Origin of the sequence: Bartonella sp. AP72JLCBS (assembly GCF_042195705.1) — a bacterium.
Lineage (GTDB): Bacteria > Pseudomonadota > Alphaproteobacteria > Rhizobiales > Rhizobiaceae > Bartonella.
This window is the reverse complement of record NZ_JBHIOU010000001.1, coordinates 312,881-337,116: the sequence shown is the minus strand read 5'-3', so window position 1 is coordinate 337,116 and position 24,236 is coordinate 312,881. Positions and strand designations below refer to the sequence as shown.

Genomic DNA, 24,236 nt, shown 5'->3' with positions numbered 1-24,236 from the left:
ATGGTTCCCGTAACAGACGCCCTTAATATCCATATGACAAAATAACGAGGATATCCAATCCTAAAGTAAAAAATATTCGCACTGAAATTGAGCTATTTTCATAAATTAAAATGGAATAAAAAAGTAAAATAATTACACACCATGCACTTTACTTTATGTTCAAAATAGGAATAATGACAATAAATATCAGGATGTATATAATAGTAAAAAAGAGTAATATTAAAATGAAGTCGATCATTCTTGTAATTTTGATTGCAAACCTTTTATCGGCTTGTGCATTAGCACCAAAGCTAAAACAGCCTAATGATAGGAACCGTGTGCCTATTAATAAAACAATCCCTGCCGAAATCAAGCGAGGAGACAGATGAAAACAAAACAAGCAAAACCAGTGAAAGCCGAACAACTTAGAAGTTATTATGAAGAAAGCCGTGGCTTAGAACGTGATCTTATCAATGAATTTATAAGGTCGCGCAGAACGGCATGGCGTGTCGCGAGTACTGTGGGTCTTTTTGGCTTATTCGGTATGATATGTGGAGTTGTTGGATTTTCTCAACCAGCTCCAACTCCCTTAGTATTGCGCGTTGATAATACGACGGGTGCAGTTGATGTTATCTCAATCATGCGTGAACACGAAGAAAGCTATGGTGAAGTTGTAGATAGATATTGGCTAAACCAATATGTGCTTAACCGCGAAACTTACGACTACGATACTATTCAACTGAACTATGACACAACAGCACTTTTAAGTGCGGCATCTGTTCAACAAGAATATTATAAAATCTATGATGGAGAAAATGCACGGGACAAAGTGCTTTCCAACAATGCACGTATCACAGTTAAAGTACGATCAATCCAGCCTAATGGACTCGGTCAAGCAACTGTACGTTTTACGACTCAGCAACTTGACAGCAACGGTGCTGCTACTGGACCAAAACAGCACCAAATTGCAACAATTGGTTACACCTATGTTGGTGCACCCATGAAATCATCTGATCGATTGCTTAACCCCCTTGGTTTTCAAGTAACAAGTTACCGTTCTGACCCAGAAATACTGTTGAATGATTAAGGAATTGATTGTTATGAAAAAACTTGCGTTTGTTGTTCTATTGTCTTCGTTTTCTTCTCTTTATACGGTACCTGTGCAGGCGCTCAAAAGTCCATCAAATTCACAATATGATCACCGCATTCGCTATATAACATATAACGAAGCCGATGTGGTTCAAATTGAAACAGTTCTTGGTGTGGCAACACATATTATTCTTGAAGAAGGTGAACAGTACATAACTCATGCCTTTGGTGATTCTGAAGCCTATGCCTTTGCTCATAAAGGGCGGCATATTTTTATTAAACCAAAAGCAGAACTTGCCAATACCAATCTCATCGTTGTAACCGACAAACGGAGTTATAAATTCCGACTACAATTTCGGAATGACCGTGCGGGATCAACATATGAATTGGCTTTCCATTATCCCGATTCAAACGATGAAAAGTCAGAAGAAAACAATCGACGCCTTGCGATTGAACGTGGTTTTCACCAAAGCGTCAACGGCTATAATCTCAGTTATACCATGAGTGGTCACCAAGATATTGCTCCGATAAATGCTTGGGACAATGGGCGTATTACTTACTTTAAATTTCCCGCTAACATGGATATGCCATCGATTTATGTCGTAGATGCTGAAGGTAATGAAAGCTTAATACCACGCACCGTTATCGGCAGTTCTAATGATATTATCGCCGTTCATAAGGTCAATCCTAAATGGCTTATACGGCTTGGTAAACGCGCTCTAGCTGTTTTTAATGAAGCCTATGACCCCAATGGCGTACCAAACACAACAGGGACAGTATCTTCGGTGGTTTATCGTATCAATAAAGGAGGAAAATGATGTTTGACAATAAGGAAGGAGAGGGAAAAGGTACAAAACTGGACAACGTCGAACAAAAACATATTGAAGGTACCTATGGAGGGTCCGAACTAGGTTCTGAACGTCGTCCAACAATTCCAGGTACCCGTGCATTGTTAATGGTAGGACTTATTGTCATAGTAGCGATACCGATTGCCTTGACTTGGAAAGCTTTTAAAATGCGTAATACCGTGGAGGTTGAGGAAGAAAAACCACAACAAATAGTACAGCAAATTATACCAAACTATGTCCCTCGGATTATAGAAGAGCCAAAGATTGTAGAAGAAGCAGAAAAATCAACACAAACAGAAGATTCAAACTTGGATATTCCACCGGCATTGAGTAAACTTCTTCAAACAGCCATTCCTCCACATATGCTCCAAGATTCTGAAGAATTAGCACGCAAACGTATGCTCAGTTCTAGCCTTAACAACGGTGGTAGCGAAGGATCTACAGATACAAATAATAAAGCATCGAATAATGATAGAGGTAATGGCGTATTATTTGATAACCTTCAGCCCGTGCGTTTAGGTCAATCACATGCGATGCAACTTCGTAACCGTGACTTTTTGATTACACAAGGAACGCAAATAGATTGTACGTTAGAAACAAAAATCATTACATCACAACCCGGAATGACGACGTGTCATTTAACACGCGATATTTATTCCACGAGTGGACGTGTTGTTTTGCTTGACCGTGGTTCTAAAGTTGTTGGTTTTTACCAAAGTGGCATACAACAAGGACAAACGCGCGTGTTTGTGCAATGGTTACGCATTGAAACGCCTTCTGGTGTTGTTGTCAATCTTGACTCACCAGGCACAGGTCCTCTGGGTGAAGCGGGTATTGGTGGCTGGGTTGACAGACATTTTTGGGAACGATTTGGTAGTGCAATTATGGTAAGCATTATCGGTGATTTAGGAGAATGGGTAAGAGGAAAAGTTGGTAAAAGCAGCAAAGAAAATAAAGATAACTCACAAAATAAAGGAGCTCAGAATGCTGAATCTATAGCAATCGATGTTCTTCAAAATTCCATCAATATCACACCAACACTTTACAAAAACCAAGGCGAACGAGTAAATATTTTTGTTGCTCGTGATCTGGATTTCAGCGATGTCTACAGTCTCGTCACACGTTAACCCGATACAAAAAGATCAAGCAGTTTTTCAGCTTCTGCAACCGCTTGATTGTTTTTTAGAAGATCCCACGATCACTGAATTATCGATTTGCCGCCCCTGTGAAGTATGGACGAAAAGCTTTAAGGGTTGGCAAGTACATAGCGTACCAGAGTTAACAACCACTTTTTTGCAAACGCTTATTACAGCTATTATCGTTTATAACGGTATGGCTCCCAGAAGTATTAATTATGTGCTCTTGCCTGGTGGACAACGTGGTACAATTATACAAACACCAGCTGTTGTTGATGGTGCTCTTTCCTTTGTAATTCGTAAACATTCTCTCATAGTTAAAACGTTAGAAGAACTCAAAGAAGAAGGGGCATTTGACGATTTTTCTGATGTAAGTTTTAATAAGCCTTCAGCAAAAGAAGCCAATAACTTGTTATCGAGGCAGGACTTCACACGGTTGGAACCATTTGAAGTTCAACTCTTACAAAGTAAACGTGAGGGAAAAATTCTTGAATTTTTGGAAGAATGCGTCCTTCACAAACGCAACATTATTATTGCAGGCAAAACAGGATCTGGTAAAACAACATTTGCGCGCTCTTTAATTGAAAAGGTCCCTGTAGAGGAGCGTATTATCACAATTGAAGATGTTCATGAGCTTTTTCTACCCAATCATCCCAATCATGTACATATGATTTATGGTAACAATGTAGGCCGTGTTTCAGCTGAAGAATGCCTAGATGCGTGTATGCGTCAGTCGCCTGACAGAATTTTTCTCGCTGAATTGCGAGGCAATGAAGCATGGGAATATCTCAATTCGCTCAACACTGGTCATCCCGGATCGATTACAACAACGCATGCCAACAGCGCTTTGCAAACATTTGAGCGATGTGCCACCTTGATTAAAAGATCAGAAATTGGCCGGCAACTCGAGTTAGAAATGATAAAAATCGTTCTCTATACAACAGTTGACGTAGTGTTGTTCTTTAAAGATAGAAAACTCTCTGAAGTCTTTTACGACCCGATTTTTGCTAAATCAAAAATCGCTTAAGGTGAGCTTCCTCTCTCGGTAATATGAAGCAAACAAAAATAGCCGTAACTAATTGTTACGGCTATTTATTTAACTTTTCCTATTCTCTTTGCTTCTCCGATGGATTTTCTACACTCTTCATGAAGAAAAAAAGAAAAAAGTTAATAGACAACAACTCTACGAGAAAACCAAATTATACATAAGGCTCTCTTTATTCTCTTGCCTTTGATCATTCTTTCCATTTACCTTTTGAAAAAGTATCTTTGATGCAAAAAAGAAAAAATAGTTGCAAAATAAATATTTAAACAAAAGAAAAGAATAAATTTTGATTCGCCTATCAATGAAAGCTTCGTAAAATAGGTACTTTCGATCATCACAAATAATTATCGTCATCAAGACCAAAACTTATCGTTTAAAAATTCTAAGCACTATTTTCAAGTGATTAATAAATATGTTTTTTAACCAAACAATCTCCAAATACGGAAAACCTCATACGAAATAAATTATCATTTCGATTTAGCATCCATAAACCACGTTCTATTTGGTAATAAAAAGTATAGTGGTATATAGACGTCTTCTTCGGACGAAGAAAGATTCTTAACCTCCAGTTGTTCGTAAACAACCAAATTTCTCTTAGGCAAGCTTTGCTAACCATATCACGTGGCTTATGTCCCTCTCCTAAAGACGATATCCATAGATTCCATAAGGTAAGCTCTACTCTGAATATTCCTGCTCTCTTCTCTGCACCACAAAAAGCAAAAATTCCTAAAAGAACAGATCTACAATCACTCTTCTTAAGCCACGTCACATTGACTTATAAAGAGTTTTCATTATTTTGCGTGTTGGATAAAAGATCTTAGTACCGTAGGATTCTCTCATTTCAAAGCTGTTTATTAACCAAAACCATGTCTCTTGCACATTATAAGTAAATAAAGCCGTATAGAATGAAACTGTACAAAAAGCACTAAAAATGCCTTTTATAAACCATCCAAAATGCCCCAAATTGTCACAATATTGGGAGTTTGCAAAGTGTCTAATGGCACCCAACTTGCTCTTTTATGAAGTGTAAAAATGGAGATGCTCTATAAATTTTATATTGTTCATCGGGGCTTTACCATTATACCATCCACGAGCTCTGTAATGAAATAAGCTTAGGCACCTTAAAGAAAGGTTTCTTAAAAACAAGCGTGCAAATTGACAAGCAAAGTGTATTTGGCTCGGGACGTTCTGTTTTACATAAGGGTTTTGATCTTATTAAAGAACGAGAGAAACAAAAGCGTGAAGCAATGCGTAATCTCTATTATTTAAAAGACATTACTCTAGATGCTTTTGAAAGTCGTAAAGCAGAATTAAAAATGATGCTAAAATGGAAACTGGTTTGCACCTTTACAGCTTCATATTCTCCTCAAATTAGGAGGCTGTATAGCGACTTTCAAAGATTACGCCAACAGAGATACATAATACTCTTAACTCCCATCTGATAAGTGAAAGCTGCAACAGCAAAAGCTCTTTTAGAAAAACAACGCCATAAAGTCATTAATAAACCGGCAATGAATTGGAGAAATGTTCCAGATTTTTATCAAACACTCTGCAAAGCAACAATAATGATACAACTGGCTTTGCATCTGCTTATTTTTACAGGTGTTCGTACCCATCTCTTGCATCAATTCGTGAAGATCAGATTGAAGAGGATATATGAACAATTCTTGGCTCGAGAATACGAACGGTCTGCGTGATACTACAGGAGATTTCGCATGCCATTATGATCACAAATATTAAAAATTTTAAAATAAGCACGCTTGTTTTTTCGCAATGATTTCTGTTTTCTGTAACCGGTCGTAGTCCTTATTAAGGTGAATTTCCCATCACAATATATAAGAGAGATTAGACTAAAAACCTGTCCACGTAGATTTCGCTCTCATTTACGTAATTGGCTAACAGACTCCACCTACCACACCTCAAAGGACGAAGCCTCTTAACACGCAAACTAATCTGCAAACAATCCGCCCCCTCGCCTAGCAGATTTCACCTTCTAACCACTCTAATTACCACATCCTAAACACGATAGTATTTTATGGCACAACAGAATAAATACCAAAACAATGACTGATTATACCGTTAATACTTGGACACCTCTTTTTCATGTTAAGAAATATCTTTTATGCTGAAAAATAAAAAACACTTTTACTGCTTAAATAACTTTCTTAAGCATACATACAAGAACAATGAAATACCCTAACATAATAAATAAGATCTAAACCTAGAAATCTCTATTTTTTATAGATAAAAACATATAAAATCAAAACCTCCGAAACTCGTCAAAATACAACATATTTTCTTTGATGATTGAATTTATTCAACTCAAACGAACCTACAAACACCGCTTATTCCACATTCGCAACACGTGTTCTTAAAATTCTCACTAGCCTTTTCTAAATTTTTAGAGAAACCTATAAATTTGCTATTTTTCAAACGTCTTATCTGCTCTTTAATGAATTTAAATCTATGATGTTACAATATTTTTAAATTACTACCCCCTTAACTATATAATCTATCTCTACAATAGAGAGGGATTTTACGTTCTCCATTTTTTGAGAACTATAAATTTTGTTTTTTAATGCGATTAACAATCCAATCTTTAAAATAAAAAATATGACCTTTATATATATAATGATATTATCAAAAATTCCTAATCCTTGAATACTAGCAATGTTTTCGATATTACAATAAATGTGTCGTAAAATGACGAATTGTCATAATGATCACTCCTTTGTATTTCATTTAGATAATTTAAATGCGTTTAATATTTGTATCAGCATTTATTTTTGTGCTCTATTTATACAGAGTAATCATTTTTTATAAAAAATGATTACTTGAATCTGCATCAAAGTATAAATTATGATGCGAATTTAATAAAAATAAAAACACATGGCATATTGATTTTATTGTTCTTACATAGAACGCTATTTAAAGTATAGTTTACTCGAAAGACTAATGCCTTTTTAAAGGCAATAATAACTATACTAACCGCCTCATAGAAGCCAATAAATTTTTAGAGATTAAGCCTCAAAGAGGCACAAAAACACGCACAATTTTCTATTTTTCTTTTTACTGTTCGTTAATCGGTCAAATTTCAAAGATAATATTCAACTATGAGTTTTCTGCTCAGCCATTGCAAGGATTGCTTCTACAAGGATTGCTTAATTTTTAGAGATTACTTCGCTTTTAGAATGATTATAGCTACTGCGCCCCCATAAGCAGCCGATCTTCTTTTAGAGATTTAATTGCTAAAAGGAGATACAATTTCCCACCTTGCGCTTTATTTTGATCAATCAGTAAATTTTCAAAGGCGGCGTTCAACCATGAGTTTTTTAATTTCAGCAATCGCTTTCGCTGGATTTAATCCCTTTGGACAAGTTTGCGCACAATTCATAATCGTATGGCAACGATAAAGGCGGAAAGGATCTTCTAAATTATCAAGACGTTCACCACACATCTCATCACGTGAATCCGCAATCCAGCGATAAGCTTGAAGCAAAACAGCGGGCCCCAAATAACGATCACCGTTCCACCAATAACTTGGACATGAAGTCTGACAACACGCACACAAAATACATTCATAAAGGCCATCGATTTTTTGGCGATCGGAGTGACTTTGTAACCATTCTTTTGCAGGTTCAGGAGAAACTGTTTGCAACCAAGGCTCAATGACTCGGTGTTGTGCATAAAAACGCTTTAAATCAGGAACCAAATCTTTAACAACCGGCATGGAAGGCAACGGATAGACCTTAATGGGATGTTTTACATCATCCATCCCTTTGGTACAAGCTAATGTATTGGTTCCATCAATATTCATCGCACATGAACCACAGATGCCTTCACGGCATGATCGACGAAGTGTCAAAGTTGGATCAATATGGTTTTTAATAAACAAAAGCCCATCAAGAATCATAGGACCACAAGCAGAACGATCCACATAATAAGTATCTAAATGAGGATTTTCCTCATCATCAGGCGACCAACGATACACGTGAAATTCCGTCAGCTTTGTAGCACCTTCAGGTTTAGGCCAAACCTTTCCCGGTTTTACTTGAGAATTTTTGGGAAGCTTAATTTGTACCATATTTTATTCTCCCCTTAATAAACCCGTTTTTTAGGTGCAATGCGCTTTAAATCGATCCCACCATCAGCTTCAGATGTTAACGGGTCCACATGGACAGGTCGATATGATAATGTCACCTTACCCTCTTTTGACAAATGTGAAATCGTATGTTTACGCCAGTTTTTATCATCACGCTCTGGATAATCTTCACGAGCGTGAGCGCCACGGCTTTCTGAACGTGCTTCGGCAGAATAAACAGTCATGATTGCATTCGCCATAAGATTTTCAAGCTCTAATGTTTCAACCAAATCAGAATTCCATATCAGAGAACGATCTGTGACTTTGAGATCCGACAATTCCCCCCAGATTTTATTCATCCGTTGACATCCCTGTTTCAAAGAATCTTCTGTACGGAAGACTGCTGCGTCTTCTTGCATCGTGCGTTGCATTTTTTCACGCAATACAGCTGTTGGTATTGCCCCTTGTGCAAAACGTAAACGATCAAAACGCGCTATAATTTCGTCAACAGCTTCTTCATTGATGGGTGGAATTTCTGCATTCCGATCAATAACTTCACCCGCGCGAATGGCAGCAGCACGACCAAACACCACAAGATCAATTAATGAATTTGACCCCAAGCGGTTAGCACCATGAACAGAAGCACATCCTGCTTCTCCTACCGCCATCAGCCCTGGTTGAATACGATCAGGCGAATCAGCCGTTGGATTGAGAACTTCCCCGTAGTAATTGGTAGGAATCCCACCCATATTATAATGAACCGTTGGCAAGATGGGGATAGGCTCTTTTGTTACATCCACCCCTGCAAATATCCGTGCTGATTCTGAAATCCCTGGTAAACGCTCATGCAAGATTGCAGGATCAATATGATTGAGAACCAAATGAATATGATCCTTCTTAGGTCCAACGCCACGCCCTTCACGAATTTCAAGTGTGATACAACGCGAAACCAAGTCACGTGAAGCCAAATCCTTAAAGGAAGGTGCATAACGCTCCATAAAGCGTTCACCTTCAGAATTGATTAAATAGCCTCCTTCACCACGAGCTCCTTCTGTAATTAAGCAGCCAGAACCGTAAATCCCTGTCGGATGGAATTGCACAAACTCCATATCCTGAAGTGGCAATCCAGCGCGTGCGATCATTCCACCACCATCACCCGTACAGGTATGCGCCGATGTCGCAGAAAAATAAGCCCGTCCATAACCACCGGTTGCAAGAACAACCATTTTGGCAGAAAAACGATGTATTGTACCATCATCGAGATTCCATGCCACAACCCCCGTACAAACCCCATCCGTCATGATGAGATCGAGTGCAAAATATTCAATAAAAAATTGCGCATTATGCTTTAAGCTTTGTCCATAAAGCGTATGCAAAATGGCATGGCCTGTACGGTCAGCTGCTGCGCAAGTACGCTGAACAGGCGGACCTTCACCAAATTGTGTCGTATGTCCACCAAAAGGACGCTGATAAATTTTGCCTTCTTGCGTTCGCGAAAAAGGAACGCCATAATGTTCTAATTCATACACAGCAGCAGGAGCATTACGCACCAAATATTCCATTGCATCGGTATCGCCCAACCAATCAGAACCTTTCACGGTATCATATAAATGCCACTGCCAATTGTCAGGTCCCATATTTGAAAGCGATGCAGCAATTCCCCCTTGTGCTGCAACCGTATGTGAGCGCGTTGGAAAAACCTTCGTAATACAAGCTGTCTTTAATCCTTGTTCTGCCATACCCAGTGTCGCACGTAATCCTGCACCACCTGCCCCAACAACAACAACATCAAATTTATGATCTACAGTGCGATAAGGGGCGTTACCTGCTTTAGCACCCAGAGATGATCCTGTACCCGCCATACTTGTTTAACCCCCTAATGCAATTTTCAAAAGAGAAAAAATAATGATACCACCTATGAGAAAACAAAATAAAATATTTAACGTCAAAAAGAATATCCGAAAACCTTCACGTGGAATATAATCTTCAATCACTACCTGCATACCAAGTTTCATATGATAAAGGACCGAAAAAGTCATCAATCCCATCAAAATAGCAACAATAGGATGTGCAAGTCTTGCACGCACAATACTATAGTCCTTTCCCACAAGCGAAAGAATAAGAACAATAAAAAATATCAAAAGTGGTAGATTGATAAACCCCGTCAAACGTTCTAGCCAAAAATGCTCTGTTCCTTCATGAGCACTGCCACGCCCCCGTACTTTTCCAAGTTCCGTTCGAAAATCTTTTTTCATGTCTCTTTTCACCCCCAGCTAAACAACGGTATATCCAATAATCCAAATCGCAAAAGTAACAATAAGAGAAATAAACACTGTCGCCCAAGCAGTGACTGTTGCCTTTTCTTTTGCCAAAAGGCAAGGCTTCAGATCCCAAACAATGTGGCGAACACCACCAACCATGTGATGAACCCCTGCCAAAGTATAAAGAAACAAAATACACAATCCAAACCAAGAACTATAAATTTCGTAAACTGTTCTAAATGTCTCCTCGCCACACGCAATAGCAATTAACCAAACAGCAAGAAAAACCGTTCCAACATAAAGTGCCATACCCGTAATGCGGTGTGCAATGGACATGGCCATAGTAATTGTCCAACGATAAATACTTATATGAGGGGAACGAGGGCGCTCTTTTATCCTAGTTGTCTCTATCATAAAATATCCTGACCTGGTTTATCATAAAATATCCTGACCTGGTTTTTGCAACCGCAATGAACGAGAAAGTTCGCGCAAAACGACTAAACATACTCTCTCGTTTTTACTTGTTTGGCATCTCAAGATACCGATATTACAGGTCGGTTGTCTCAAATAACGGATTAAAGGTCACGCATAAAAAAACCGATTACTCCCCGGATATGATCCGCAAAACTCGCCTTAATCTAATACACTTTTATCTTCACGTCAAAGGTCTAAAATCTTTTCCAAATATAAACAGACATTTTTTCAGATTAAACTTATCCTTTTGAGTATCCACGATATATGCAATGGTCTCTTAAATTGCACCCATGATTAAGAATAAAAAGAGGAAAAATTGATAGATTAAACATTTTTATGTCCCCTCCAAGCCTTTTAAAAGGCAAAACGAATCAAGAAAGACACAAATAAGCGGCATAAAAGCCGCTTTTGCATAAAGTTTAGCCGATATAATCTTTACTCAGAAACTTGCTTTTCAACATCTGTGCTGACAGATGCTGCTTCTACTTTCTCAACAACCTTTTCAGCTTTTTTCCGATAATCTCTCTTTTCAGCGATACGTGCAGCTTTACCTCTCAAGCCACGTAGATAATAGAGTTTTGCACGGCGCACTTTACCACGGCGCACCAGCTCAACACCTTCAATCAAAGGAGAATAAACAGGAAATACCCTCTCCACCCCTTCGCCATAAGAAATCTTGCGTACTGTAAAGGTCTCATTCAACCCACCGCCTGAACGCGCAATACAGACACCTTCATAAGCCTGAACACGCGTCCGTGTACCTTCTGTCACACGCACCATAACACGGACTGTATCTCCTGGCTGAAATGCTGGAAATTGGCGCTTTTCTTCAATTTTTGCACATTGTTCAGCTTCAAGCTGTGCGATAATATTCATTTCTTTTATCCTTCATGTTCTTTATCGAACAGTCAGAGCGCTCAACTCTTACCAAAAAAGCCTTTATTAAGAATAAGGAGCTCTTTAGGCTATGTCTTACACAGGAGCGAATACACCATTCCTTCATTTTAATTTTGGAACTACAGAAAACCTTTTATAAAAAACTCTCTAAAAAGAGAGCCATGCAATACACCACCTTATCATATGAATCAAGTTTTCTGATGATTTTTATTATAACGCGCATAAAGATCAGGGCGACGTTGACGTGTTAACAATTCGGCTTGGCTTTGACGCCAATCTGCGATCGCTTTGTGATGACCTGAGAGCAATACAGGCGGAATACCCCGCCCTTCGAAAAGAGAAGGGCGGGTATATTGCGGATGTTCCAGCAAGTCATTTTCAAAACTTTCACACCTTGCAGAAGCTGCATTCCCCATCACTCCAGGCAGAAGACGTATAATAGCATCTAAGATAACCAATGCAGCTGTTTCACCCCCTGAAAGAATATAATCACCAATAGAAACTTCTTCTAATTCTCGTGCTTCTATGACTCGCTCATCAACCCCTTCAAAACGTCCACAAACTAACGTTACACCCGTATCACGAGCCAAGCTATGCGCGTAAGCTTGGTCAAAAGGACGCCCACGTGGACTCATCAACAATCTTGGCGAATCCTGTGGACAGCAATCAAGAGCAGCCGCCAATACATCCGCCCGCATTACCATACCAGCTCCCCCACCAGCAGGTTTATCATCAACGCTATGGTGTTTGTCTAAAGCAAAATCCCTAATCTGTACCGTCTCCAGTGACCAAATTCCACGCTCTAAAGCTTGCCCTGCTAAAGAATACCCTAAAAAACCAGGAAACATTTCAGGATAAAGGGTTAAAACGCGCGCCTGAAATTTCATTTTATTTCTTATCCTTATTTTCTTAAACAGACTCTTAATAGCAAAAATAGCACAAACAAGACTTTTAACGCTATAGCGTTAATCTGAGTCTTCTTGATCTGCGCCATATTCAATACGATCCTTCTAAATACTTGCACTAAAAAAGACTCTAAAAATTCAGGACTATTTCGAGATAAAGCGCTTACAATATCTGCTCAAAAGAGCATTTTTAATATTTTCACACATTCCACTTTTTATTGACGAAATTCATCTGTTGTTTTTTACCTTCATCTTTATTTTTAGATTCAAGCTATTTCCTTTTTATCATTGTCTCCCCCATCAATTAAACCAGCGGCCATGGGATCAACAACAAGAAAACCAGAATCCATACAAATTTCTGGTACCGCCGCCTTACTAAAGGGAATAAGAACTCTTTTACCTGTATTCAAACGTATTTCAAGCAAATCACCAGCCCCGAAATTAAAAAAACCACACACTTCACCTAAGATTTTCCCCCCACAATCTTGGACACACAAGCCTATTAAATCGACTTGATAAAACTCATCCTCCATCAAATCATCAATTAATTGATCACGCGTCACATAAAGGCGAATACCTTTTAAAGACTCAGCCGCATTACGATTTTCTACCCCTTTAAAACGTACAATCGCCTTATTTTTTTGTATGCGAAGAGTTACAATTTCATAAGAACGCCCCATATCATCATAAAGAGTGCTGTAAAACTTGAAACGCTGTGGCTCAGCACTTAGAATTTTAACAAAAACATCTCCTTTTATACCATGAGGCATACCAATAATGGCAAGATAGACTTTATTTTTAAGCTTTTCTTTATTATACTTCATGCAAAAATATTATCTCTCAAAAATGAACCCTTCAATCTTATAGTTTTCTATTCAATCTTGTTGCCATATGAGACAATCTTCTAAAAGACCTTTCTTGGTAACAAAAAACAAATTAATAAAGGAGAAAGTCTTATGGCAAATATTATGCTATTTTACAAAGATATCACACCAATCAACAAAATTTCCCATAAAAATCTAAAATTTGCTCCTCCAACTGATATGTCTTTTGCCAAGGATACTCATTGGGTTCCTTTAGCAAGTACTGAATATTTTCAAGCAGCGCTAGACTATCCTATTTTATTTATGTGCGCCGAAGATGAACAAAAAAAACGGCACTACACATCCGCAGCTCTTGTCGGTCTTTCTAATGACGAAAATGACTATATCGCTTCTGATAAAAGTTGGAAAAACAATACTTATGTTCCAGCTTTTGTCCGTCGCTATCCTTTTGTTTTGGCACAAATTAGCAATGAAAAAGAACTTTCTGTCTGCTTTGATCAACAGTCCGGTATGTTTAATGAAGTTGCAGGAACAGAACTTTTTAATTCCGATGGCTCTATTTCTCCTTTTATGGAAGAACGTATTCGCTTTCTTGAAAGTTTTAAAATCGCTATGGAGAAAACCTCTGAGTTTATTGATGCTCTTGTAGAAATGGATCTTCTAAGCCAAAAATCCATCAATGTGAAAAACGATAAAGGTCTCTCAGCGCAATTGGAACATTTTTGGGTTGTTGATGAAGAAAAATTGAATAAATTATCAGCAAGCCAACTTGCCAAACTTCATAAAAATGGCTTTTTAGGATTAATTTTTGCGCATTTGATGTCAACACACAATCTTGTGAAAATACTCTCTCTCAAAGGTGAAAAGCAACTTATCAATCGTGAAGAGCAACCCCAAAACAAGAATGGTCATTCTAACGATGAAAAAGCTAAAAAGAAAGAAACTCTCAACTAGATAATGCCCATCAAAAACGACAAGAGAAAAGATGAAAATATTCCTCTCATTCCAGCAGACCATGCAATTTTAAACGCAAGGAAAAATTGGTTAGAGTGTCTTACCCAAACACGTCGTATGTCAGCACAAACAGTGCAAGCCTATGAACGTGATACGCGGCAATTTTTGTCTTTTCTCTGTCAACACTTAAGCCATACACCAACCCTTACAGATCTTGCTCATTTACGCATCAGTGACTTGCGTGCTTATCTTGCTTATCGGCGTACAAACAATGTAAGTGCGCGCTCTTTAAGCCGAGGGGTGGCAGGCATCCGTTCTTTTTTCAAATACTTATCACGTGAAGGAATCGTCAATGTTCCCGCGGCTCAACTTATCCGAAGCCCCAAACACCCCAAATTGCTCCCAAAACCTTTAGCGATAAAATCAGCACTTCACATAGTCAAACAAGAAAATCAACTGGAAAATGAACCTTGGATTAGCGCTCGTAATGCTGCTGTCCTCATGCTTCTCTATGGCTGTGGAATGCGAATATCAGAAGCCTTAAGCCTCACACCAGAACAATTTTCTGATCCTGAAAAAACAAGTTTATTTATAACAGGAAAAGGCGGCAAAACACGCCTTGTTCCTCTCATCAAAATTGTTTACGAAGCTGTACAAAATTATCTCAAATGTTGCCCATATCCTTTAGTGGATAACCAACCCATATTTCGTGGGGCGCGAGGCGGTCCCCTACAGCCCGCCATTATTCAGAAAACTGTACGCAACTTACGAGCAAGCCTTGGTTTACCAGAAACTGCAACGCCTCATACACTGCGCCATTCTTTTGCCACCCATCTTTTATCACGGGGGGGAGATTTGCGCACGATTCAAGAACTTCTTGGGCACGCTAGTCTTTCCACCACACAAATCTATACCCACGTCGATACAGACCATTTGTTAAAAATCTATCAAAAGGCCCATCCCCGTTCCAAAAACGTCTCATCAAAAAATTAGAGTGTTTCAACCTCAAGTGCCAAAGCATGAACACAAGTAGCTAACTCTTCTTGTAAAACTTTATAAATCGCTCGATGTATTTCTACGCGTGTCATATTAGAAAAAGAAGAAGATAAAATTTTCACTCGAAAATGTGTTTCTCCTTTACCATCAAAAGCATGTTCATTATGAGGATGCCCCTCATGAAGATGACTTTCGTTAATCACTTCAAGCTTTTGCGGATGAAAAGCATCCTGAAGCTTTCTCTGAATTATTGTTTCTATAAACATTTTTCATTCCTCAAACAAAATGAACGTGCAAAAATACACCTTTTTCATAATAGAATAAGTGTGAAAACAAATTTTTCAAAAGTCAATTCTTGTAAAATTAATCAATTTTGCATAAACCAATAATATGACAATAACATCTAAATTATTCGATTCAATTCGCATAAGCTCAAATAAAAAACAAAAAGCTGAGCCAGAAGCACAACAGTGTCAGTGGGAAGGTTGTGAAAAAACAGGGTCCCATAAAGCACCAGCAGGTCGAAATCACGAAGGACAATATTTATATTTTTGTATTGAACACGTACGCGCCTATAATAAAAATTTTAATTACTTCTCTGGTCTTAGCAATAAAGATATCGCAAAATTTCAAAAGGATGCTCTCACAGGACATCGTCCGACATGGCCTACAGATCTGAGCAATGGTACATCGAAAAAAACAGCCGCGAATTATGCAAAGATTCGCTCTGGCACAGCTGCCTATCAAAATCGCATGCGCGATCCCTTCACGCTTTTTACTGGGCAGCATTCAAGCAATAAGTTCTCACGAAAATTAAAGCCCTTAGAAGCAAAAGCTTTTGATACACTGGGACTACAGGCAAACGCTTCAGCAGAAGACATCAAAATGAAATATAAAGAGTTGGTAAAAAAGCACCATCCTGATTCCAATGGTGGTAATCGTGCTTCAGAAGAGCGCTTTCGTGATGTTTTACATGCTTACAATTTGCTAAAAAAGTCTGGTTTGTGCTGAAAACATGCGCTTATATGAGTCTATTTTCATTTAGACCATCATTATTTGCGCAAAATGTTACTTTTTTTGCAAAACATTATAGAATACGTAAAAAAATCTTTCTTCAATATCTAAGGCTCTCATTATAGAGCATTGCATAAATACTTTAACTCTTGTATCGTTTCTAATGAATAAATAGCGTCCTCTCCCTTCCAGAAACATAATGACAAATCTTACCGTTGAAAATTTGCCCGATATTACACTTTGTGCTCGCGATCTATTTCATATTGAAACAGATCTGAAAGTCCCTGCTTTTAGCACAAAAAGTCCCCATGTTCCTGATATCGATCCTGATTATCTTTTTGATCAGCAAACAACTTTAGCGATTCTCGCAGGTTTTACCTTTAACCGCCGTGTAATGGTTTCTGGCTATCACGGTACAGGGAAATCAACGCATATTGAACAAGTTGCTGCACGTCTTAACTGGCCTTGTCTTCGAATTAATCTCGATAGTCATGTAAGTCGTATCGATCTTGTAGGAAAAGATGCTATCGTTTTAAAAGATGGCTTACAAATCACTGAATTTAAAGAGGGCATTTTGCCATGGGCTTATCAAAATAATATTGCTCTTGTTTTCGACGAATATGATGCGGGGCGTCCCGATGTTATGTTTGTCATCCAACGCGTTCTTGAAACCTCTGGAAAACTAAGCTTACTTGATCAAAGCCGTGTCATCTCTCCACACCCAGCATTTCGTCTTTTTGCAACGGCAAACACCATTGGTCTTGGTGATACAACCGGTCTCTATCATGGTACCCAACAGATCAATCAAGCTCAAATGGACCGCTGGTCTATTGTTACGATACTCAATTATTTACCCCATGATAAAGAGGTTAATATCATTTGTTCAAAGGTCAAATCTTTTCAAACGGCTGAGGGAAAAAAGACAATTTCACAAATGGTTCATGTTGCTGATATGGTACGCCAATCTTTTATCAATGGAGATCTTTCAACTGTCATGAGTCCACGTACCGTCATTACTTGGGCAGAAAATACAACAATTTTTCAAGATGTCGGCTTTGCCTTCCGATTAACCTTTCTCAATAAATGTGATGAACTCGAACGTGCCACTGTTGCAGAATTTTATCAACGCGCCTTTGGACAAGAGCTTCCCGAATCACTCATTCATGGTGTTTCGCCTTAAGGAATCTGTCACTCATGGCTACCGATATTGGCGACAACAAAAATCCGGCAAAAGATTCTTCCAACAACACTCTTAATGCTGAAGCTTTTAAAAAAGCACTTTCCACCTGTATGCGTGCAATTGCAGGCACAAACAACCTTGAAGTTTCCTTTAGTCATAACCGACCATCTTTAAGCGAAAGTTGCGCGCGTTTACCAGAATTACCTCAATACGCAACGAATAAAGACATCACTATTACCCGCGGACTAGGTGATTCCATGGCTCTGCGCAAAGCATGGCATGACAACCGCATTCACATGCAATTTTCTCCACCAGAATCAGAAGCACGTGCTATCTTTGATGCCCTCGAACAAACACGTGTTGAAGCAATTGGTACTTTAACCATGGAGGGACTTGCAAAAAATCTTGATGTCATGCTCGCCGATAAATACAAAAGAGCCCATTATCATAAAATTAGCAACCAAAGTGAAGCCCCCATCCAAGAAGCGATTGCACTTTTATTGCGTGAAAAAATAACAAAGCGCGCAGCTCCAAGAGAAGCGGGTTCTGTCTTAGAATTGTGGCGTAAAGAACTCGAACAAAAAGCAGCAGCAGAACTCAATGAACTCCCACATCATATTTACAACCAACAAGCTTTTGCACAGATTGTTCGCCAAATGCTTGTTACACTCAAAATGACAGTGCAACAAACTGAAGCTTCTAACAGTGAAAACAATAAAAAATTAAAAAATGCGTGTGAACCTCAAGACCAAGGAGAAGAAGAGAGTAAAAACAAAAAACACGCTCAAAGTGAAGAACAAACCAGCACTGAACAAGAAAGTGATGTGCAAGATGATGGAAAAATACAAGCGACACAATCAAACAACAATGATCAAGCTGACGGCGAGCAAAAAAATGGACCTTGGCAAGAAAAGCCGAGCAAACCCAAACACCTTTTTTCTGATTCGGAACAAATGCAAAAACTTGGCAATTATAAAATCTTCACCCGTCAATTTGATGAAATTTTGGAAGCAACAGATTTTTGTTCTGAAAACGAGTTAGATCACTTACGCCGTTATCTTGATAAGCAAATCAATCATCTCCAAAACATCGTTGGACGTTTAGCAAACCGTCTCCAGCGCCGCTTGATGGCGCAACAAAATCGCAACTGGAACTTTGACCTTGAAGAAGGATATCTTGATACAACACGGCTTCCACGTCTAATTATTGACCCCATGCAACCCCTTTCTTTTAAAATGGAAAGCAACACCCAATTTCGGGACACAGTTGTTTCACTCCTCATTGATAATTCTGGCTCAATGCGCGGACGCCCCATTAGCGTTGCTGCAAGTTGTGCTGATATTTTGGCACAAACTCTTGAACGTTGTGGTGTCAAAGTTGAAATTTTAGGTTTTACCACCAAAACTTGGAAAGGGGGAAAATCGCGCGAACAATGGCTTACCCAAAACAAACTCCATAATCCTGGACGCCTCAATGATTTATGCCATATCATCTATAAAAGTGCTGATACCCCATGGCGTCGCGCACGACGCAATTTAGGTTTAATGATGCAAGAAGGATTATTAAAAGAAAATATCGACGGAGAAGCTTTGATTTGGGCTCATCAACGCCTTTTATCACGGCGTGAACAACGTCGCATCCTCATGGTCATTTCTGATGGTGCTCCTGTTGACGATTCGACACTATCGGTCAACTCCAGCAATTATTTAGAAAAACACTTACGCGCAGTGATTCAAGAAATCCAAACACACTCCCCTATCGAACTCATTGCCATTGGAATTGGTCATGACGTCACACGTTATTATCAACGTGCTGTAACAATTATGAATGCTGAAGAACTCGCCGACGCCATAACAAAACAATTAGAAATACTTTTTAGTGATAAAAGAACTCATATTCATAAGAAATAAACCTGCCTTGAATCAGCAACGATTACATTTTAAAAAATTATCTCTATCATTAAACCATCGGAATTTGATGACTAACAACCTGAGAAGATAATCCCACAAATTGAATATCGAACTTTAAGGAAGCTTCTACTTTACTGGATGCATTATGAATCCTAAAAGAAATGCTCCAACCACCTTCAAAAATTATAATGAGTTTGTTTTTACTTTCTGGTTTTAGTGAAACGGATAAAATTTTGCTTGGAATTTTCCATTTACGACCATATCCTAGAGTGCCATTCAAATTAAAAGACTGAATAATAACCCGTTTTTGTTTAGATCTTGTATCTATCATAATCTTATAAAAATCATAAGAACCTATAACATACTGAAACAATAGCTTCACAAATTTATCTTGATAATCTAAACAAAGCCTTTGAAGTTCTTTAGAAAAAGCTTCTAGGATTGGAAGATAAACTCTGCTGTCTTTATCCTCTATATCTCTAAAGAACATCTTCTTATCTCTAAGCTCTGCTAAATAATCAAAAATAGGCCTAACCTCATTGAAATAAACGCTGCTACAAGAATAACCTGTCCATTCTTTACCAAAATCTATTTTACTGGAAAGGCGAGGATGTTTGATAGCGCTATGATTATGTTTTGCAGAAATACCAATAGGATTTTCAGGAACTTTTAAAATAATATCACGGACATCTCCTTTGATCCCAACAAAATCTTCCTGAAGAACAATAGTTTTCGTGTTTCTAATATTTTTATCATGTAACTGTAAAAAAACGGCTGCTTCAATAGAAGCAAGATTTAAAAGCCTTTTTTCAGTATCATTAAATAAATTATAAAAAGACTCCGCTATTTGAAAAGACGAATTAAACTCTATAGAAGCCTTTGTTGCTTTTTTAAAACCCATAGCCAAAGCATATTCAAAGGCTTTTCCATTTTCTACCTGATTCATGCAATTTCCTAAAGATCCTTACTCAAAATTACGAGTTCATTTGATTTTTTATTGTTTCCCATACCGTAAGTCCATTCAGGATTAAGTATTGTATGTCCTTTATAAAGTTCTCTAACTTCCACACAATCATTATAAGATAAAACCCATCCTTGACGCTTTCTCAAAAGTTCAGCAAGAGCTTGATGATCAAAAGAATTATGTTTATCGCCTTTGTGACCGTAAAGTTTTTGATTAATAAGGTACGGAGGATCACAATAAAGAAAATCGTTAGAGTGTTTAGGAATACTTTCTGTAAAATCTCTGTGTTCCACTATGAAGTTTTCAATCTTAAAATCTTTAAGCCGTTCAATAGAACGATAATTGAATCGGGGATGTCCTGGAGACATACCACCAGAAAGTGTCGTTCCGGAAAAAGAAGAACGATTAAGAACAAAAAAAACGGCAGCAATCTCTAATTGATTTTTAATATTCCCAAAAGTTTTTTGGAGATTATAAAACATTACGGGAGTCATATCTTCATATTCTCTCACTTTTTCTGCAAGAGCTGAAGCATCTTTCAAAAGCATCTGCCAAAAAATAACAAGCGGCTTAAAAGCATCATAAGCATAAACCCTTGTTCCTCTTTTTGCTAAGGTTAATTCAATTGAACCGCCTCCCACAAAAGGAGAACATAAAGTTTTCTGTTTCCTTATATAGTTATTAATAATCATAGGAACAGCACGACTTTTCCCTCCCGGATAACGAAGAGGTGATTTTACAATAGGCAACTCCCTAGTCTCTCTCTGTTTTTTCAAGGAAGTTAATACAAAATTATCAAATAAAGCCTCTGTATGATCTGTTTGATTTATCATTTTATTCATACTATCAGCTCCAAGTATCGCATTTCTAACCTACAATTATCTAAAATAAACACTCGAAGCGTTTGCCAAATTCTACAGAGATCGCATTATAACAAATTGTAAATTCATTAACATATCTGCACAAACATTTGTTACTAAAATAATGATAAATATCAGTATAACCAAATTTTAAAACTGTCAAAAAAGACTTGATACCATTGGTATTTATTTTTCTATTTATATACTACCCAAATGTATATCGAAATGTTTTTTCCTTTATAAGAACCAAGTTTCTTATAGCTCAAATAATCATAAGTAAGACATCACAACTCTTAACAAAACATTTTTGATCCTTTATAAGAGCTTTATTATCTGTTTTTAATGCTGATAAGATGCTCTTATCCCATACTGAATCAGTCAAAACCATTTCCTTACACATCGTAAGCATAGATGATGTATGGATAAATACAACTTGAGAAAAGAATCAAAATACCTCTTATAAATCCGCTTAAATTCTGCCCTTAGAGGACAGAACTCCCCTCCCCTCTTCTTTAGCAAAACAAAAGAACAAAGACCATTATTTGTTACAAACAAAAGAAGAATCATCCTTTGAAGGACTTTGATAAAGAGGAAGCTTTACAATATTAAGAATTGTTCCATAAGGAATCAACATAAACAGGCTCATAATAATTTTTACCGAAAAATCACCAAAAGCAAGCGATAGCCAAACTGGCATGCCTATCCCTCCCAAAACAGTACTCTCCACTAGTGAACTATCAGCATAGCCTGTTATCTTATCAAGAACAGCAAACGAGCTAGAAAAAGCAAGAGCAAAAAACAGCACTGTATCCAAAGCTGAACCAACCAACGCTGCTGCTAAAGGTGCTTTCCACCATGTTTTACGTCGCAAAGGAGTAAAAACAACAATATCAAGGAGTTGCCCAAATAAAAATGCAAAACTAGAAGCAAGTGCAAGCCGTGGTGTCGCCAATATCCAAGAAACAAAGACACCCGTAAAAAAACCAGCATAAACCACACGCCGCGCAGCAGATGGACCATAAAAACGATTGGTCAAATCATTGATTAGAAAAGCAAATGGATAGGTAAAAGCCCCATAAGTCAACAGCTCATTCAAATCAAACCAATAGACAGGATATTGAACTAAAATATTAGAAGCCGTGACAGCAAGGCACATTGCAAAAATAGAAAAAACAACATACCTTTTCTTTTGCTGTTTTAATAAAGGACCGCTTGAAGACATTTTTTTAACCTGGGATATGGAACCAATAAAACAGAGCGATCAAAAAGAAAAAAGCCAAAAACAATAACGCTGAAAATTACGCTGCTTGTTCAGCCTTCTGCTCACCTTCTTGCTCAGCTTTTTTCTTAACGATTTGGCGTTTTAACAAACGCGCACGTTGTGACAACTCTTTATCGTCTGCTTTAATCAAAAAACCATCAAGACCACCGCGGTGCTCAACAGAACGCAATGCATTTGCTGAAATACGCAAGCGATAACTTTGCTGTAACACCTCTGAAATCAATGTCACATTGCAAAGATTTGGTAAAAAACGACGCCGAGTCTTATTATTCGCATGGCTAACATTATTACCATACAGAACCGTCTTCCCTGTCAATTCACATGCACGAGACATAAACTTCACCCTTAAACTCTAAGAAACTTTCAAATCCCCATACCCAAAGGACACAATGAACGCAAAACACGCGCAATGCAACCTTGAACGGGCATCATTGGGAAGTTTCTTTCTAATAGGGGGTCGACAACAAAAGGTCAAGTCTTTTATAAAACCTTTTTCATCTCTTGTTGGCTCATTTTTCATCTTTTTCCTCAATAAGGCGTGCAAATTCCACCAAAACGCGTACAAAATGTTTTTTTTAATATATACCATGTTAGAATAAAAGCCTATTGTCCCGAAAGGAAGCACAAATCATGAGCAAAAAAGACCCCCCCATGACAAAGCTTCAGGGAAATTCTTGCCGTTTTTCTTCTTTTTTATTTGGAACTTTATGTATTTGTTTTTTTCTTCTCTTCAGTGCATTAGGTATATGGCAAGTACAACGGTTAAACTGGAAAACAAATCTTATCACCAGTACCAATCAGCGCATTCATTTACCCCCCATAAAAGCCCCTCCAAAAAATCAATGGTCAGATGTTACTTTTGAAAAATATGAATATCAACCTGTTATTATCACAGGAAAATTTTTAACAGATAAAAATATTTTAGTCACTGCTGCCGCTCAAAATACTACAGGCTATTGGGTTTTGACTCCCTTACAAACTGCTGATAATATACTGATCTTTATCAACCGTGGCTTTATCCCCATGGATGAACGTAACAATTTTCAAAACACAGAGCAATCGCATACAAATGCCTTATCTCAGCAAAATTCTACCACAGACACAGAACAAACAACGATTATAGGTTTATTACGCATGAGTGAAAAAAATGGATTTTTCCCGCGTAAAAATAATCCTGACAAAAATTTATGGTATACGCGCGATCTCCCCGCTATGGCACAAAAACTTGGTTTGTCCACTGTTGCCCCTTATTTCATTGATGCCAGAAAAACATCTCCACAAGCAAAACTTCCCGTCGTTGGTCTTACGATTATCCATTTTCGAAATAATCATCTCGTTTATGCAATCACGTGGTTTATTTTAGCTGCTGGTGTGTTAGGAGGTTTTCTTTTTCTGCTACGGCAAAAAAACTAAAAAATACCTCTTCCATCTCAAGTAACAAAAATTTTTAGAATCTTGAAAACTGATAAAAAGAATAAAATCTACCAACTTGCGCCTTTGTTAAATAAAGATCATAGGCATACAATAGATCTTTATA

At 37.9% G+C, this 24,236-nt stretch carries 23 protein-coding genes; 11 read left to right on the top strand and 12 right to left on the bottom strand.

The features are described from left to right. Positions 1 to 224: 224 nt before the first annotated feature. The 5 genes from ACFILO_RS01265 to virB11 are packed head-to-tail and all read left to right on the top strand — an operon-like array spanning position 225 to position 4,079. Positions 225 to 368, top strand: a complete 144-nt coding sequence (locus ACFILO_RS01265) for a TrwH protein (RefSeq protein ID WP_273791747.1) — start codon at positions 225 to 227, stop codon at positions 366 to 368. Next, positions 365 to 1,066 (top strand): virB8 family protein, encoded by a 702-nt coding sequence (locus tag ACFILO_RS01260; protein WP_375653398.1) that lies wholly within the window; start codon positions 365 to 367, stop codon positions 1,064 to 1,066. The genes ACFILO_RS01265 and ACFILO_RS01260 overlap by 4 nt, the downstream gene beginning before the upstream one ends. Before the next feature lie 13 nt (positions 1,067 to 1,079). Next, positions 1,080 to 1,886, top strand: coding sequence for a P-type conjugative transfer protein VirB9 (virB9, locus tag ACFILO_RS01255; RefSeq protein WP_375606008.1), 807 nt, complete (start codon positions 1,080 to 1,082; stop codon positions 1,884 to 1,886). Next, entirely contained in the window at positions 1,886 to 3,043 is a 1,158-nt protein-coding gene (gene virB10, locus ACFILO_RS01250; RefSeq protein WP_375606219.1) for a type IV secretion system protein VirB10, read from the top strand. Before virB9 ends, virB10 begins: the two co-directional genes overlap by 1 nt. Next, on the top strand, positions 3,018 to 4,079 hold the full coding sequence (gene virB11, locus ACFILO_RS01245; protein ID WP_375618302.1) for a P-type DNA transfer ATPase VirB11: 1,062 nt from the start codon (positions 3,018 to 3,020) through the stop codon (positions 4,077 to 4,079). The genes virB10 and virB11 overlap by 26 nt, the downstream gene beginning before the upstream one ends. A gap of 3,322 nt (positions 4,080 to 7,401) precedes the next feature. Here virB11 and ACFILO_RS01240 read toward each other — a convergent pair. The 7 genes from ACFILO_RS01240 to rimM all read right to left on the bottom strand — a co-directional run bounded on the left by ACFILO_RS01240 (position 7,402) and on the right by rimM (position 13,539). Beyond that, complete coding sequence (locus ACFILO_RS01240) at positions 7,402 to 8,181, bottom strand: succinate dehydrogenase iron-sulfur subunit (RefSeq protein WP_005774220.1); 780 nt, start codon at positions 8,179 to 8,181, stop codon at positions 7,402 to 7,404. Between the two features lie 14 nt (positions 8,182 to 8,195). Continuing rightward, complete coding sequence (sdhA, locus tag ACFILO_RS01235; protein ID WP_375677720.1) at positions 8,196 to 10,040, bottom strand: succinate dehydrogenase flavoprotein subunit; 1,845 nt, start codon at positions 10,038 to 10,040, stop codon at positions 8,196 to 8,198. Between the two features lie 6 nt (positions 10,041 to 10,046). Further along, on the bottom strand, positions 10,047 to 10,433 hold the full coding sequence (gene sdhD, locus ACFILO_RS01230) for a succinate dehydrogenase, hydrophobic membrane anchor protein (protein WP_375612246.1): 387 nt from the start codon (positions 10,431 to 10,433) through the stop codon (positions 10,047 to 10,049). An 18-nt stretch (positions 10,434 to 10,451) separates the two neighbouring features. Continuing rightward, positions 10,452 to 10,853 (bottom strand): succinate dehydrogenase, cytochrome b556 subunit, encoded by a 402-nt coding sequence (gene sdhC / locus ACFILO_RS01225; protein WP_375606014.1) that lies wholly within the window; start codon positions 10,851 to 10,853, stop codon positions 10,452 to 10,454. 495 nt (positions 10,854 to 11,348) lie between these two features. Next, positions 11,349 to 11,789 carry a 50S ribosomal protein L19 gene (gene rplS, locus ACFILO_RS01220; protein WP_375612245.1) on the bottom strand — a complete coding sequence of 147 codons (441 nt, stop codon included), beginning with the start codon at positions 11,787 to 11,789 and terminating at the stop codon, positions 11,349 to 11,351. 209 nt (positions 11,790 to 11,998) lie between these two features. Continuing rightward, positions 11,999 to 12,697 (bottom strand): tRNA (guanosine(37)-N1)-methyltransferase TrmD, encoded by a 699-nt coding sequence (trmD, locus tag ACFILO_RS01215; protein ID WP_375612244.1) that lies wholly within the window; start codon positions 12,695 to 12,697, stop codon positions 11,999 to 12,001. Between the two features lie 284 nt (positions 12,698 to 12,981). Then, positions 12,982 to 13,539 carry a ribosome maturation factor RimM gene (gene rimM, locus ACFILO_RS01210; RefSeq protein WP_375618306.1) on the bottom strand — a complete coding sequence of 186 codons (558 nt, stop codon included), beginning with the start codon at positions 13,537 to 13,539 and terminating at the stop codon, positions 12,982 to 12,984. A gap of 132 nt (positions 13,540 to 13,671) precedes the next feature. On the opposite strand from rimM, the gene ACFILO_RS01205 reads away from it, so the two are divergent. Both ACFILO_RS01205 and ACFILO_RS01200 read left to right on the top strand, forming a co-directional pair. Continuing rightward, entirely contained in the window at positions 13,672 to 14,493 is an 822-nt protein-coding gene (locus ACFILO_RS01205) for a SapC family protein (protein WP_375632437.1), read from the top strand. Positions 14,494 to 14,496: 3 nt separating this feature from the next. Continuing rightward, entirely contained in the window at positions 14,497 to 15,486 is a 990-nt protein-coding gene (locus tag ACFILO_RS01200; RefSeq protein WP_375632436.1) for a tyrosine recombinase XerC, read from the top strand. On the opposite strand, the gene ACFILO_RS01195 is transcribed toward ACFILO_RS01200, so the two are convergent. Beyond that, positions 15,483 to 15,755 (bottom strand): BolA family protein, encoded by a 273-nt coding sequence (locus ACFILO_RS01195; protein ID WP_375612716.1) that lies wholly within the window; start codon positions 15,753 to 15,755, stop codon positions 15,483 to 15,485. The genes ACFILO_RS01200 and ACFILO_RS01195 overlap by 4 nt on opposite strands. Before the next feature lie 124 nt (positions 15,756 to 15,879). Between ACFILO_RS01195 and ACFILO_RS01190 the strand changes: the two genes are divergently transcribed. The 3 genes from ACFILO_RS01190 (at position 15,880) to cobT (ending at position 19,593) form a co-directional block, all read left to right on the top strand. After that, positions 15,880 to 16,500 (top strand): J domain-containing protein, encoded by a 621-nt coding sequence (locus ACFILO_RS01190; RefSeq protein WP_375606021.1) that lies wholly within the window; start codon positions 15,880 to 15,882, stop codon positions 16,498 to 16,500. Between the two features lie 202 nt (positions 16,501 to 16,702). Then, on the top strand, positions 16,703 to 17,683 hold the full coding sequence (cobS, locus tag ACFILO_RS01185; RefSeq protein WP_375612717.1) for a cobaltochelatase subunit CobS: 981 nt from the start codon (positions 16,703 to 16,705) through the stop codon (positions 17,681 to 17,683). A gap of 14 nt (positions 17,684 to 17,697) precedes the next feature. Beyond that, positions 17,698 to 19,593 carry a cobaltochelatase subunit CobT gene (gene cobT, locus ACFILO_RS01180; RefSeq protein ID WP_375677719.1) on the top strand — a complete coding sequence of 632 codons (1,896 nt, stop codon included), beginning with the start codon at positions 17,698 to 17,700 and terminating at the stop codon, positions 19,591 to 19,593. 49 nt (positions 19,594 to 19,642) lie between these two features. Here the strand turns inward: cobT and ACFILO_RS01175 are convergent, their stop codons facing one another. The 4 genes from ACFILO_RS01175 to rpmB all read right to left on the bottom strand — a co-directional run bounded on the left by ACFILO_RS01175 (position 19,643) and on the right by rpmB (position 23,033). Next, a complete protein-coding gene (locus ACFILO_RS01175) occupies positions 19,643 to 20,539 on the bottom strand; it encodes a HaeIII family restriction endonuclease (protein WP_375632434.1) in 897 nt (298 codons plus the stop codon). Positions 20,540 to 20,547: 8 nt separating this feature from the next. Further along, a complete protein-coding gene (locus tag ACFILO_RS01170) occupies positions 20,548 to 21,399 on the bottom strand; it encodes a DNA adenine methylase (RefSeq protein WP_375620949.1) in 852 nt (283 codons plus the stop codon). Positions 21,400 to 21,955: 556 nt separating this feature from the next. After that, positions 21,956 to 22,639 carry a VUT family protein gene (locus ACFILO_RS01165; RefSeq protein ID WP_375677718.1) on the bottom strand — a complete coding sequence of 228 codons (684 nt, stop codon included), beginning with the start codon at positions 22,637 to 22,639 and terminating at the stop codon, positions 21,956 to 21,958. A 76-nt stretch (positions 22,640 to 22,715) separates the two neighbouring features. Further along, on the bottom strand, positions 22,716 to 23,033 hold the full coding sequence (gene rpmB, locus ACFILO_RS01160) for a 50S ribosomal protein L28 (RefSeq protein WP_375633587.1): 318 nt from the start codon (positions 23,031 to 23,033) through the stop codon (positions 22,716 to 22,718). Positions 23,034 to 23,329: 296 nt separating this feature from the next. Here rpmB and ACFILO_RS01155 point away from each other — a divergent pair, with 296 nt between their 5' ends. Beyond that, positions 23,330 to 24,112, top strand: coding sequence for an SURF1 family protein (locus ACFILO_RS01155; protein WP_375612234.1), 783 nt, complete (start codon positions 23,330 to 23,332; stop codon positions 24,110 to 24,112). Positions 24,113 to 24,236 lie beyond the last annotated feature (124 nt).